This is a genomic window from Candidatus Methanoperedens nitratireducens (assembly GCF_000685155.1).
Lineage (GTDB): Archaea > Halobacteriota > Methanosarcinia > Methanosarcinales > Methanoperedenaceae > Methanoperedens > Methanoperedens nitratireducens.
In genome coordinates this window covers 264145-277267 of sequence record NZ_JMIY01000003.1, presented here as the reverse complement: position 1 = coordinate 277267, position 13123 = coordinate 264145, and the positions used below count along the sequence as shown (strand labels likewise).

Sequence of the window (13123 nt, the reverse complement as noted above, 5' to 3'; positions counted from 1 at the left end):
CATATAAATACACATTGCAGATATTAGTGTCTATGTCTCTTATAAGAAAAACCACTCGTGGGCTTTTCTGGGTGTCGTTTTCAACTGTACTTCTTAAAGTAATTAATTTTATTCTTACTATTATCCTTGCACGCCTCCTTGAACCAGGGCACTTTGGCCTGGTTGCAATTGGACTTATTATTGTTAATTTCTTTGAGATATTCAGAGATCTTGGTATTGGAACTGCGCTGATCTATAAAAAGGATAGTGTAGATAAGGCAGCAAACACCGCTTTTTTCCTTTTCCCCATGTTTGCTGTTATTTTTTATGTTGTGTCGTATCTTATCGCTCCATCAGCGGCTTATTTCTTTAATGAGCCTGAGGTCGAAGCTATAATCAGGGCGCTTTCATTCATATTCGTTATCGGGTCTTTCTGGGCGCTGCCCAACAGCCTTCTGGATAAAAATCTTGAATTCAAGAAGAAGATAATCCCCCAGGTTGTGCCCAAAATAGGCTACGGAATAGTAGCTATTTCACTTGCACTTAACGGCTTTGGCGTGTGGAGCCTTGTTATCGGCAGACTTGCACTTGAGATGCTAAGCGTCCTCGCTATATGGTTTGTGGTTGACTGGCGGCCATCTTATAGATTTGATACCAAAACTGCTTCTGAACTGATAAGCTACGGCAGACAGGTGGTGGGGGCTAATATCCTTCTCTTTTTAATCTCTATCATAGATGTTACCTTTATAGGCCGCTTACTTGGAGCTGATAATCTTGGATTCTATGCCATCGCACTTGGTATTGCGAATCTTTTTGCATCCCAGGTATCAATTATTGTGGATCGAGTAATGTTCCCCGTATACTCAACTATACAGGATAACAGGACCGCCTTAAAGAAAGCCTATATCAGGACCATAAAATATGTTTCACTTATCTCTATTCCGGCTACATTCGGGATATTTATAATCGCAGAGGATTTTATTAAAGTGGTGTATGGTGATAAATGGCTCCCCGCTGTGGCGGCGCTTCAGGTTCTGTGCTTTTATGGATTAAGCTGGTCGTTGATCAGCACCACCGAGAACCTGTACCTTGCAGCAGGAAAGCCTGAGGTGAGGACAAAGTTCAAACTTCTGCAATTAATCCTGATGTCGGTATTGATGTACCCATTGACAATGCGCTACGGGATATTTGGCGCCAGCATCGCAGCAATGCTTCCTTCAACTCTGATTATGTTTTTAACATTCAGGGAGGCAGGAAAGATTATAGATGAAAGTTTTGCATATATTGCAAAATCGTTTGTTCCAGGCATAAAAGGTTCTCTGGTATTGATCCTGGCAATCTATGCCTGGCAGTATGTATCAGATCCTTACTCTCCGATCCTGAGACTATCTTTTTCTATTATTTTAGGCTCATCCGTCTATATTACGTCTCTCTGGTTGATCAGGAGAGATTTGTTTCTCGAAATAAAAGATATGATAACGAGAAGATAAGCCCCTGTATCAGGGCTTTTATGGATTGTCCATTCCCGGAGTTCTATAAAGGCTCCGCTGCCCCCACCGCCCCTCTTATCACTGATTCAATTCAGGCACGGCTTAAAGAAACTGCTGTATGGTCGTATCGGGAATCGGATAATATTTTTTTATTATGCTGATAAAAATTTTCTCCTGAGCATATTTACTCATGGAATATGCATCATCGAAGTCCTCTATTTTTTCAAGGTCTTTAACAATAAGACGCATCCTGACGCTGGCACCCGGAAGCTTGAGATATTTTTCTATTTGAGAAATTATGTTTATAAAATATCCCCTGCCTGTAGCTCTGTCCGAGCCTATGTTCTTAACCATGCCGCATCGAATGCAGAAATGGTGGGATTTCAATCCTCTATGATGCTCTCTAACTATATGCGGAAGCCACACTTTTTCAGTATCCCCACAATCGATATGATCGCATTTCAAGGCACTCCCCCTTTTTTCACCATTAATGTTACCAATGTATATAATATTATCTATAATGTTACTACTGTAGGGTACATGTAAAGAATTGGTGATCAGCCTCTTTATAAGGGTGAAATATAGTGTTTTGCCGTAAGTAAAACTATTAATAGAATACGAAGTAACATTAAACTTAATAAGGGGGGATAAATGAATATGGCAGAACAGATGAAAATGGTGGAGAAGAGAACCGTAAATGGAGTAAATGTCACTCAATTGTTTAGCACGATTGATACCTTAAAAGAGAAACCCGAACTTGGCAAGTTCAAATTTCGTGCGACCAATAAGTGGATCAGCGGCATGCATAATCGTGCAACCGTCAAGGATTTTTACGGTGCCGGTCAGGAGGACACTTCGCGAACAGAACCCTGGGTTTTTGATGCAGATGAACCTCCCGTTCTTGTGGGAGAGAATCGGGGGGCCAATCCTGTAGAGTATGCCCTTGTCGCTCTATCGGCTTGCCTTACGACAGCCCTGATTGGACATGCGGCTGCCAGGGGAATCAAACTGGACGAGGTGGAATCAAAATTTGAAGGTGATCTTGATGTGCGGGGGTTCCTGGGAGTATCGGAAAGCGTCAGGAATGGATATGAAAACGTCAGGGTGACTTTCAGAATCAAAGCGGATGCGCCCAGGGAGAAGCTGCAGGAACTCGTTGAGGTGGCTCAGAAACGGTCACCAGTATTTGATATCTTTACTCATCCGACGCCAGTTTCGGTTACACTGGAGACATAGGTGGTTAAAATATCAGAACATACTGGTCTATAGTCAGGGGATTACAATGACCAGGGACGAGGAAATGGCAGCTTGGACAGCGCGGGGACTTGGAAAAAAGACAGTTAACAACGAACTCAAAACTAACTTAAACGAACTCATCAGCTCGAGTTCGTAACAGTTCGTTGTTTATTCTCGTCTAATTATTGGATGGGTTCACTTTACGTACAGTAAGCCCTTCCCGTTGACTACAACATCGCCTGTATATTTCCTGTAGGTGACACCATCTACTACTTCTGTGCCTTCCTGCCTGTAAACCGGCATCATCTCATCCACCGCTCCATTGATTATTATTGTGCCTTTGGCCATCTCGCTTCCAGGCCTGCTGGTACTGCCTCCGATTATGATCTTGCCTCCGTTGTTGCTCAGTCCAGGAAGTAGTCCTGCATTACCTTTCACGACAATCTCGCCGCCGCACATATGCTCTCCCACAAAATCAAGTGCATTGCCCAGAACGGTGATTTTCCCTCCGCGCATACCGCATGTTTCGCCGCGGTACCCTGATCCAAGGTAATAGCCTGCATCTCCTTCTATGATGATCTCCCCGCCCTTCATCTCCCTGCCTGCCCACGAGTCGGCATTTCCTGCCACGGTTATTTTACCGCCGCTCATCTTTGCGCCAAGATGCATATCAACATTTCCTTTGATCATGATTGATCCGGCTGTCATACCTTCTCCTATTCTCTTTACACGCGAAAAATCACCCTCCATAATGATCTCTGTATCCGCTGCTGCGCTCCCTCCTTCCCCTTCCACTTTAACCGAGAATAGCTCTCCTATGGTGGTTCGGCGGTTCCCCATCCATACTTCCAGGGATTGTATCTCTTTCTCTGTTCTGCCGGCGAACCTATCCGGGGAGATGTTTTCTGCCTCAACTGAGATCATTATTTCCATTCTGGGTTTTAAAGTTACTGTCTGCATATAGCTCACCTCGCCGTCACCGGTATTACCCCTGCCCTGACCACGTTCGGATGCGTGACGTATGCATCCTCCACCATGTAGTTTGCAAGGTTTATAGAGTAATAATTCTTGAATTTCATACGTATGTCTTTCATCATTATATCCGTGTGCTGATCCGGCACAGAGGCATCCACCCAGAACGTCCTGCCCGCTGGCGTAGCCACGATCTGCCCGTCCTTTACCACCACCTCGCCGCCTTTGATCGTGTATGCAGCGGATGAGAATGCGCTCTTTATCTTTGCATGCTCAACAGATGGGTCTATCTGGTCGGGTTTTATATCGTATATTGCAATATCAGCATCTGCACCAGCTCCAAGATGTCCTTTAGTATCAAGAAGCCCGAGCACCTTTGCTGATCCTGCCCTTGTCATTATCGCTATGTCATTAAAATCAAGTTCACGCTCGATTCCAGGAATCCTGGTCCTCTTATGAACCGCCTCATTGAGCGTCTTGATCTCTTCCTGGCGCTTCTTATTGCTCATGAGCAGTGCTATGACCTCAGGGTAGTTCACAAACGGGCCACCGTTTGGATGGTCTGTGGTCAACAGGACTTTATACGGGTCTTTTGTGAGCAGTGCAAGCTCAAGTCCCATCGCCCACATGATCGCATGGATAGATATTTGCTTTACATAAAAGATGGGTACAACGCCTGATGCATCTTCAAGTTCAACATCGCCGTTACCCCATTTTGCATGCAGTAGTTTTGCATTGGCATACTGCACCGGTCCGTCTGCTGTCATGGTTGTGGCACTGCCGAAGATCAGCTGGCCCATATCGGTTGTTACATTCTCACTATTGTTCAGGAAATTTGCTATCTCATCTGCTTTTGACTCAAAATCGCCCCAGTTTGTTCCGCCCCATGAATTGAATGTCAGGTGAGTGACGTGCATAACCTGCCTGTCCTTGCTCGGTTTCACCTGCTTTGCAAGTTCCATGCTTGCGAGTGTGGTCTTGTAGTTGCCGGGCTTTCCAAGGTTGTTGCAGTGCAGATGTACAGAGTGCGGGAGTCCCAGCATCTCGTTCACCTTCATCAGTGATACAATAATCTGCGCAGGAGTAACATCAAAGTTCGGAACAACATCATCAAGACCTGACACGTTCTTGCCAAAGCCCCACATCTCTCCCCCGCCAGGGTTTACAGCCTTGATGCCAAACCCTCTTGAAGCAAGTAATCCCCATGCCACATATGCTGCCAGTTTGTCCATGTCCTTCTCCCGGACATAGTCCATTGTTGGCCAGTTGCTCCCGAAGAGTGTGAGCGCGCCTTTATCTATTATGGGGATCTCCTCCAGTTCCTCATGGGTATGGCGGGCTTTCATGATCGCCTGTGCTGCTTCGAAGACTGTGGTATAACCCATCTGAGCATAACGGTAGCCGATGGCATATACATTCGGGACAGTATAACCTGTGTATGGCCTTGTTATTTTGGTCCTTGGTATTATTCCCGCTCTTGTATCCTCAGGACGCATAACCCTGCCCACATTCACTTTTGCGCCTGCGATATGGGAGTGTGCATCGACTCCTCCAGGCATTATCAGTCTTCCGCCTGCATCGATTACCAAAGCTCTGCTGCTGACCTTATCTACGATCTTCCCATTTTTAATCGAGATATCGGTCTTATCGCCCTTGATACCGTTAATAGGATCATATACCGCGCCGTTCTTTATCAGAAGTTCCATGATTACTCACCCCTTAGCTCTCTAACACGCTCTAAAATCCTGTCCAGAACCTCGATGTCCGTCGGATGTACGGGTTCGATCATCTTCCTGTACCGGAGGGATACCCCGTCCATTCTATAACCGGTACCTTCGACTTCAATACCGCAGATTGCCGTGGGAATAACAATATTAGCGATCTCAGTTGTTGGATTCCAGTACGGGTCTACCTGGACTACCGGTATCCTGGCAAGGTAGCGCACCGAGTTTGCAGGGAAATGCGCTCCAGCATCACCTGCTATGATCATTGCAGCATCGATCTCTTTTCTGGCGAGCACATCGTTTGCTGCTGTCTCACCGGGATTGTAATACGGTGCCCCGCGAGAGAAATCCACTGCTGTGACAAAACCCGTTTCCCATGTGCAGACCTGTCCGAAGCCTGTCACGTTGTAGTGCCCGCGCATGGGCATGATTACAAATTTTGTAAACGAGTTAAGCTCTGTGGTCAGGGAGATGGCATTATCGATGTTCTTATACCTGGCTTTGCTCTGGGTGAGTCCCATACCGAAGAACACTGCACCGAACTTGGCTGTTTTTAAGGTATCTACAAGTTTTACAAGCTGCTCCTTCGGGACGCCGCCTACTGTGTCAGGGACCACATCAGCATGTCCTGCAAGTATTGCCCTCAGTGCTGATATTACAAGATAATCGCTTCCATACTGAACCTGTATGTACTCATCGGCTATCCTGGCTGTATCGGTCTTGCGAACATCTACAACAATGACCTTGCGTCCCTTCCTTCCTTTTTCCGAGAAAAACCCCCTGGCAAAGACAGAATAGCGCCCCATGTGCCTTGGATGTGCATGTGCAGGATTGCTACCCCAGAACACCACAACGTCTGCACGGTTCTTTATCTGGCCAAGAGTGGAAGACGGCAGACCCTTCTCATGAACCGCAAGCGCGGAAGGGCCGTGGCATACTGAGGCAGTATTGTCTATGATCCCGCCGAGTTCCTCGGTAAGAAGAATGCCTTTTTTGTGAACTTCGCACAGTGCTGATGCCCAGCCGTACAGGAGGGGTCTTTTTGATCCTGCCAGTATCCTGGCTGCTGCATCGATTGCCTCCTCGTATGAGACCTCTTTAAAATCACTATTCTTATCAGTTCTCATCATAGGCGCTTTTATCCTGTCATGCCCCATTATTTTTGCAGCACCCAGTTTGCAGGCATGTTTTACTTCAGTTATCTTATTATCCTCTACCACAACTGTGATATCATCGCACATGCAGCCGCAGAGCGGGCAGAGGGCATCTGTTATTACCGTCATTACTTATACCCCGCGATCAATTCTCTCATTGATAATACTTTATCATCTGTAGCCTCTATCTCAGCCTGGATTCCCTTAAATCCCGGCATTCCACAGCCTCTGGTATCAGGGTCAACCACTGCATTAGCCCATGGGCCCATAGGGATGAACGCAATGCTATCCGGATTGCCACTGTTCTCCTTCAATCTCACAACAACTTCTCCGTACTCAGTCTTAACCTTTACATTACTTCCCGGGTTGCCTAAAAGTCCTATATCATTTGAATTCAATTCACAACAAGCAGTCGCTTCCATATAATCAGATGAGGTCTTGTTCTCAAGATTTGCTCCCTGATTGATTGTTCTTCCTGTTATCAGTGTTACTCTTAATGCCATCTGATACCTCTTTCTATTAATGTATCACTGAATTACTTACATACTTAAAAAGTATGTGATTTTATTTTGGTTCCCGGCTTCAGATGAGTCAAAATAAAAAAAATATCAGATGGCATATCTCTCGAATTACCGGACTATCTATGCAGATGTTATGGATATCAATCCCTGGCATCTACAGTCTGTTGAGCAGGCTCAGAATATGCTTTCGGCTCCAACGTCAGATCTACCTCTGGTAGTATATCCACATAGTTCACCAGCTCATAGAATATCTCATGCCTTGGACTTACGATTATCACATGAGCCGGCGGGTGGATTTTGCGAAGCCTGCCTATTGCAGCACTTGCCTCATCGGTAAGCGGTACTATAGATGCAGCTTCACAGCAGGTTCTCAATGGACTTTTCATGACGTGAATAAGGATGTTATCCGCAAAAGAAGGTTCAAGCCTTCTTGCTGTATCTGCGAAAGTCAAATGAGCATACCTGACCAGATCACATAGTGCTGTCTTGACTTTAGATATGTCATCCGCCCTAACCACTGCTAACGAATTAATACTCTCTCCCTGTTTTTTAAATAGCTCCATTTTTTATCAAGTAATATAACTGGTAGCATCAATATATACAGTAGTACCAATGCAGTGATAAACAGATATCACTACAGTTTTTAAAAATTTTAAAATATAAGCGCACGGTTTATATCATGCCAGTATCTTATAATCGGTGATGAGAAGAGATTATCTGTGCTATTTTCCAAAAAAATCATGCTATCCCAATCAACATGAGGCGATGGATGCCATTCATGAGGCTCTTATTAAAAGGCAGATTGTCCTGTTTGAAGGGGCGTGCGGAACCGGGAAGACCTTAAGCTCTCTTGTGCCTGCTCTTCACATAGCAAAACAGGAACAAAAAACAGTAGTTATTGCCACTAATGTCCATCAGCAGATGGTGCAGTTCATAGAAGAGGCAAGGGAGATACAGAGACAGAATAATATCAAAGTTGTTGTACTGAAAGGTAAAATGCTGATGTGTCCAAGGCCTGATATGGATTATGACACATGCAGCCTGCTTCGGGATAATACCTACAAGCTGATTGAACATGAGAAAGATATTGCTCAGCTTGGTAATGAGATAAAATCAATCAAAGATAAACAAAAGAGGGTAAAAGATGCAGGTTTGATAGAACTTCAGAGGGAATTGAGCCTGGAATATGAAAAATACGAGAGGCAAATACACGATATCAGGAAGAACTCATGCGATAAGCTTCTTGGGATTCTCAAAACCAGCAATGATGATTTCCGCTCATGGCTCTTCTCAGGCGTGCGCACACCGGAGGATGTGGCGGACTGGGCATTATCAAATAACAGTTGTGGATATGAGTTGCTGAAGCGGTTCATGAAAGAGGCTGATCTTTTGATATGCAATTACCATCATTTCCTTAATGAAGATATACGCGCCAACGTCCTGGGATGGATGGATAAAAGTCCTGGTGATATCATAGCTATCTTTGATGAAGCCCATAATATTGAAGCCGCAGCCCGCTCCCATTCATCAATTAAACTCACTGAATCGATAATAATGCGGGCGCTTGATGAGATTGAAGCAAACAGGGAGATTCAACCACCGGACGATGTTAGGATATGTATTCAGGTTCTTCTTGATACATTGAGATCAACGTATAATTATATTCTTGATAAAAAGTTCGGTGAACGGGAGAGGGTGGGTAGCGACTGGCATGATCTTCGAATAGCCGATCCTGAGGAACGTGAAGATATGTTCAGGACCAAGCTTCTGAAGGCACTCAGGAGCGCAGGGATTAAAAATCCGACTGAAACGATAGAACGTATCAGAAAATTCGGATCAAACATAGATGCTATCTATAACCAGCAATTCACAGAGGGAAAAAGCCCGATAAAAAAAATATCAAGTAGCCTGATTGCAGCAGGCTTCTTATCAAATTATATGAGAGCTACAGATGACCAGAACTACTACCCGATCCTGGGTGTCAGGCGTCATGATAACAGGATCTATGGGCGCCTTGAATTGTTCACCTGCATTCCCAGGAATGTCACAGGGCCTCTATTTGATTCAGTACATTCAGCGGTTCTCATGTCTGCCACTCTTGCACCGTTTGAGAGTATCAAAACAACGCTTGGCATAACCCGCCAGACGCGTGAGTTAGCTTATGGTATCTCCTTCTCGAGGGAGAAACGGCTTACCATTGCAGTATCCGTCCCGCCTCTTTTTGCTAAAGACAGGGACAACCCGCAGACAAAGGAAAACATTACAAGAATACTGACCGATATAATAGAACAATCAGATGGGAATGTGATTATCTTTTTCCCGAGCTTCAATGAGGCCAGCCAGTACAAAAACAGGCTTAATTGTAATGTTAATATTCCTGTTTTTCTCGATGAGGTGGGCATCTCTGCCCAAGTAATCAGGGATGAGTTCTTCAAGCTGGGAGAAAACGGTAAGAAAGCAGTGCTTATATCCTATATGTGGGGAACGCTCACAGAGGGAGTGGATTATAAGGATGGAAGAGGCAGGACAGTGGTCATCGTGGGCGTGGGTTATCCTGCCCTGAATGATCGGATGCGTGCCGTTGAATCCGCATATGAAGCAGAATTCGGACACGGCTGGGGTTACGCGGTCGAGATCCCGACAATAAGAAAGGTAAGGCAGGCCATGGGCAGGGTGATCCGATCACCTGAGGATTACGGCGCCAGAGTACTTGTGGACGGGCGCTATTCATCCTCATCTGCCAAAAGCCTGGGAAAATATTCTGTATTCAATATTTTTCCAGAGGAGGAACGCACTGAGATTGTCGATGTTGCTCCTGAGCGCGTGAAGTATTCGCTGATGAATTTTTTTAATGATATAAGGAGAAATAGATCAGGTCACAGAAAAAGCATGGCTGATACATTGGATAATTTTATTTAAAAAACAGGAAATATTATATCGGACGTTCTGTACCTTTTAGAGAGTGTATATATTTATCAATTTTTTATGCCTGTATAGGTAAATTACAGTCGCCCGCATAGCATCTAAAAATAGTATATAAACCACAGAGTCGGCTATGAACGCGGTTCATAAATGAGCATGAAAAAGTTGTGAATTGGAACTATAAGTTGAAAGCAAGAACTCATAAGTTGAAAGTAAATGACCCCGTTTTCGAAAAATGGGACATCCACGCGCGGGTGCATGGGTTTTTAATCGTTATTTGTTGCATTGGCTTTTGCAAATCGAAGGGGGGCACAGGATTAATATGAAATAATGGGAAACTGGAAAATATAAGAAAAGATTTATGTAGAATTCTTGTTAAAAGAATCCATGTTCAGCAATAGGATGATAATTAATGCAAGATCGTTATGTTGGAGATATTGGTGATTTTGGGAAATATGGATTGCTTAACTTTATTTCATCTGAGACAAAACTAAAATTAGGTGTTAATTGGTGTTTTACTTCAACTACCCAAAAAGAGATAAAATCTAATGACGGTAAGTTTTATGATTATTTACTCTCAGGCACAAAATATGAAATAGAAGGTAAAGTATCCAAGAAGTATGCTCAAAGAATAAAGAAATGTGATGAAGAACTTTACAACAAATTACAAAAAATAATTATTGATTGGTTAGATCGGGATAAGCATCCTGAATACAGATGCATGATGCGAATTGAAGAGGGTAAAATTCTGCCAACTCAAACCATATTTTATAGCAGAGATTTGAATAAAACGAATAGAAAAGAGTGGCTGAATAATGGCATTCAGAGTTTATCTGAAAGCGAGCTAATATTCTTTGACCCTGATAATGGCATTGCAGATAATGGCATCTACGTCAAAGATGAAGGTAAATCCCCAAAACATATTTATTGTAAAGAAATTGGGGACTATTTTGAAAAAGGACAAAGTTTGGTGATTTATCAGCACGCTAATCGGACTCGTAGATTCAATGAGGTTCTTAAGGATAAGAAAGATAATATAATTAAACACTTAGGAAAAATAAATGATGACCAAATTATTTGCCTTAGATATAAAAGAGGGCCGGCAAGGGCATTTTTCATCATTACGCAACAAAAACATTCGGATTCTATTGAAAAAGCAGTAGATAATTTTTTAGAGGTATGGAAAGGACATTTTGAAAGAAGCTTAAAATGATTCGTTATGATGATCACGAAACACGCTCTTCTCAGGATGCAGCAAAGAGGAATAGATGAAAATATGGTATCTTCTGCTATCCTGAATCCTGACGAGACGAACGATAGCTTTGGAAAGCGCAAACTGGCAAGAAAAACAATAGGGGATAAAACCCTTGAAGTAGTATATATAAAGGAAGAGGATATAACAGTAATAACAGTTTACTGGTTAGAGGAAACATGAATATAAGTTATGATAAAGATGCAGACTGCCTGTATATTCAGTTCCAGCAGGGTAAGGTAAGCAAGACAAAGAAAATAGACGAGGGCATCCTCGTAGATCTTGACGAAGAAGGCAGAATATATGGAATCGAGATTGTAGGTGTATCCGAAAGGATGTCTGTAGCATCTCTTGGCAAAATCAACATCGATATGCCAGTTGCAGGAGTTCCTGCATAAAATTGAAATCAGATAGTCCGTACTTTTTTAAACAATTATTGTCTAAAAACGTATTTACCTATAGTCAAGTTCTCAAATACTCGTAAATTGGAACCATCGTGATACCCTCCTCAAATGCCGTAATCAGTTGTCGCTTTAATTCTCTCTTATTCTCCCAGTACCTTATTGCCAGCCATTTCTTAGCCGCCCTCCACGATTGCTCTATTGGATCAAGCTCAGGACTATAGCTTGGAAAATAAACGATATGCAGATGCTCTTTATTTTCCTGATAAAATTTTTGCATATCAGCAGATGTATGATAAGGGCCCTGATCTATAACGGCGACCAGCTTACCAAATTTGTAAACAAGTCGTTGTAAGAATACCTTGAAAACATCACCGTTTAGCCAGTCTGTGAACGCATAGATGAAATACTCAGAGTTTAATGCACCAATAACACAGATTTTTTCCTTTCTTTTGTATTCGTACTTTACATTCGGGTGACTTTTAATAATGCCAACAGGAAACCAGCCGTACGTGAGATATGGTGCTATCACCTATGGTGCGCTTTGCGAACGGGAAGATGCTTTCGTCCAGAAATAAGATTGTGTATCCATCGTCAACAAATGGCTTAACTTGTTGTTTGAATTTTTTTTAAACTCTTCTTGAAGCTGTTTGTTAGCCTTTCTATGAGATGGCCGTGGTTTCTGGCAGGATAGACCAAGACGATGAAGTATACGCCTTACTTGAAGTGGAGAATAGGATACGTTATAGAGTTTTTCTATTAGCTGAATAACAAGTTTTGTCGTCCAGATAATGAACGGAAAGCCCTGCTCCTGGGGAGATTTGAAAAGAATTGGCTTTAGATTTTCTATCTGTTTATCTGTCAATCTTTTTGGTCTTCCAGATTGCTTTTTATTATTCTTTCTTGAAATCCCCTCTGTGTGCAGGCGGCGTAGCCAGTCGCCAACGGTTGTTAGTGGATGTTTTATAGTAAAGCTTACTTCTTCAAGAGTCCTACCCTCCTTGCGTAAAATCGCTGCAAGAATCCTTATTTTAGCTTTTGGATCTCCCTCTTTTTGATAAAGGTCGTTCAACTCATCTATAGAAATGTTTGGAAGAAATGATTCACCTCTTGGAGTTATTGTCATCTAAACACTCCCCCATTAAATAATCTGCTTGATGGTTCTTAAAAATTACGGAGAACTTAGAATCATGCTATATATCCCCAGAACCTCAGCATCGTAGCCCTTTATGTTCTCTGTCGTAGTTATTATCATTTATATTACTTCCTGTTACTAATGTTTTACCTATGGCTCCGCCTATAATTCTAATACCTGTCAATATCAGGAGAAGGCTGAAAATGCCGATCATATTAACATATGATACCTGATAGGATTTTTTGTCATGAACAATATGCGCCGGATATCAAAGCCAGTGAGCTGAATATAGCACACGCTAATTGTTTATTCATTTTTATTCCTCCTACACAGACCA

Annotated in this window: 15 protein-coding genes; 6 read left to right on the top strand and 9 right to left on the bottom strand. The window is 43.0% G+C overall.

Features of this window, described 5'->3' with window-relative positions; translation table 11 throughout:
* Nucleotides 1-32 precede the first annotated feature (32 nt).
* Nucleotides 33-1469 carry a lipopolysaccharide biosynthesis protein gene (locus ANME2D_RS08095; RefSeq protein ID WP_048090381.1) on the top strand — a complete coding sequence of 479 codons (1437 nt, stop codon included), beginning with the start codon at nucleotides 33-35 and terminating at the stop codon, nucleotides 1467-1469.
* A 102-nt stretch (nucleotides 1470-1571) separates the two neighbouring features.
* On the opposite strand, the gene ANME2D_RS08090 is transcribed toward ANME2D_RS08095, so the two are convergent.
* A complete protein-coding gene (locus ANME2D_RS08090; protein WP_157834021.1) occupies nucleotides 1572-1934 on the bottom strand; it encodes a hypothetical protein in 363 nt (120 codons plus the stop codon).
* Between the two features lie 186 nt (nucleotides 1935-2120).
* Between ANME2D_RS08090 and ANME2D_RS08085 the strand changes: the two genes are divergently transcribed.
* The gene (locus ANME2D_RS08085) at nucleotides 2121-2705 is read left to right on the top strand and encodes an OsmC family protein (protein WP_198527373.1); all 585 of its coding nucleotides are present in this window, start codon (nucleotides 2121-2123) and stop codon (nucleotides 2703-2705) included.
* 195 nt (nucleotides 2706-2900) lie between these two features.
* Here ANME2D_RS08085 and ANME2D_RS08080 read toward each other — a convergent pair whose 3' ends face one another.
* The 5 genes from ANME2D_RS08080 to ANME2D_RS08060 all read right to left on the bottom strand — a co-directional run bounded on the left by ANME2D_RS08080 (nucleotide 2901) and on the right by ANME2D_RS08060 (nucleotide 7639).
* Nucleotides 2901-3665 (bottom strand): formylmethanofuran dehydrogenase subunit C, encoded by a 765-nt coding sequence (locus tag ANME2D_RS08080; protein ID WP_048090378.1) that lies wholly within the window; start codon nucleotides 3663-3665, stop codon nucleotides 2901-2903.
* Nucleotides 3666-3670: 5 nt separating this feature from the next.
* Nucleotides 3671-5383 carry a formylmethanofuran dehydrogenase subunit A gene (locus ANME2D_RS08075; RefSeq protein WP_048090376.1) on the bottom strand — a complete coding sequence of 571 codons (1713 nt, stop codon included), beginning with the start codon at nucleotides 5381-5383 and terminating at the stop codon, nucleotides 3671-3673.
* A 2-nt stretch (nucleotides 5384-5385) separates the two neighbouring features.
* The gene (locus ANME2D_RS08070) at nucleotides 5386-6684 is read right to left on the bottom strand and encodes a formylmethanofuran dehydrogenase subunit B (protein ID WP_048090374.1); all 1299 of its coding nucleotides are present in this window, start codon (nucleotides 6682-6684) and stop codon (nucleotides 5386-5388) included.
* Nucleotides 6684-7058, bottom strand: coding sequence for a molybdopterin dinucleotide binding domain-containing protein (locus ANME2D_RS08065; protein ID WP_048090372.1), 375 nt, complete (start codon nucleotides 7056-7058; stop codon nucleotides 6684-6686). The genes ANME2D_RS08070 and ANME2D_RS08065 overlap by 1 nt, the downstream gene beginning before the upstream one ends.
* A 158-nt stretch (nucleotides 7059-7216) precedes the next feature.
* The gene (locus ANME2D_RS08060; RefSeq protein WP_052368683.1) at nucleotides 7217-7639 is read right to left on the bottom strand and encodes a DUF356 domain-containing protein; all 423 of its coding nucleotides are present in this window, start codon (nucleotides 7637-7639) and stop codon (nucleotides 7217-7219) included.
* A gap of 139 nt (nucleotides 7640-7778) precedes the next feature.
* Here ANME2D_RS08060 and ANME2D_RS08055 point away from each other — a divergent pair, with 139 nt between their 5' ends.
* From ANME2D_RS08055 to ANME2D_RS08040, 4 genes are all read left to right on the top strand, one after another.
* Entirely contained in the window at nucleotides 7779-9995 is a 2217-nt protein-coding gene (locus tag ANME2D_RS08055) for an ATP-dependent DNA helicase (protein ID WP_048090370.1), read from the top strand.
* Between the two features lie 415 nt (nucleotides 9996-10410).
* Nucleotides 10411-11211 carry a hypothetical protein gene (locus ANME2D_RS08050; protein WP_048090369.1) on the top strand — a complete coding sequence of 267 codons (801 nt, stop codon included), beginning with the start codon at nucleotides 10411-10413 and terminating at the stop codon, nucleotides 11209-11211.
* A 6-nt stretch (nucleotides 11212-11217) separates the two neighbouring features.
* Nucleotides 11218-11433: a DUF4258 domain-containing protein gene (locus ANME2D_RS08045; protein WP_048090366.1), complete on the top strand. Its 216-nt coding sequence runs from the start codon at nucleotides 11218-11220 to the stop codon at nucleotides 11431-11433.
* The gene (locus ANME2D_RS08040) at nucleotides 11430-11648 is read left to right on the top strand and encodes a DUF2283 domain-containing protein (RefSeq protein WP_048090364.1); all 219 of its coding nucleotides are present in this window, start codon (nucleotides 11430-11432) and stop codon (nucleotides 11646-11648) included. Before ANME2D_RS08045 ends, ANME2D_RS08040 begins: the two co-directional genes overlap by 4 nt.
* A gap of 64 nt (nucleotides 11649-11712) precedes the next feature.
* Here the strand turns inward: ANME2D_RS08040 and ANME2D_RS08035 are convergent, their stop codons facing one another.
* The 3 genes from ANME2D_RS08035 to ANME2D_RS17950 form a co-directional block, all read right to left on the bottom strand.
* Nucleotides 11713-12183 carry a transposase gene (locus ANME2D_RS08035; protein WP_048090362.1) on the bottom strand — a complete coding sequence of 157 codons (471 nt, stop codon included), beginning with the start codon at nucleotides 12181-12183 and terminating at the stop codon, nucleotides 11713-11715.
* The gene (locus ANME2D_RS08030; protein WP_048090360.1) at nucleotides 12184-12777 is read right to left on the bottom strand and encodes a helix-turn-helix domain-containing protein; all 594 of its coding nucleotides are present in this window, start codon (nucleotides 12775-12777) and stop codon (nucleotides 12184-12186) included.
* A gap of 85 nt (nucleotides 12778-12862) precedes the next feature.
* Entirely contained in the window at nucleotides 12863-13000 is a 138-nt protein-coding gene (locus ANME2D_RS17950; protein WP_157834020.1) for a hypothetical protein, read from the bottom strand.
* Between the last annotated feature and the right edge of the window lie 123 nt (nucleotides 13001-13123).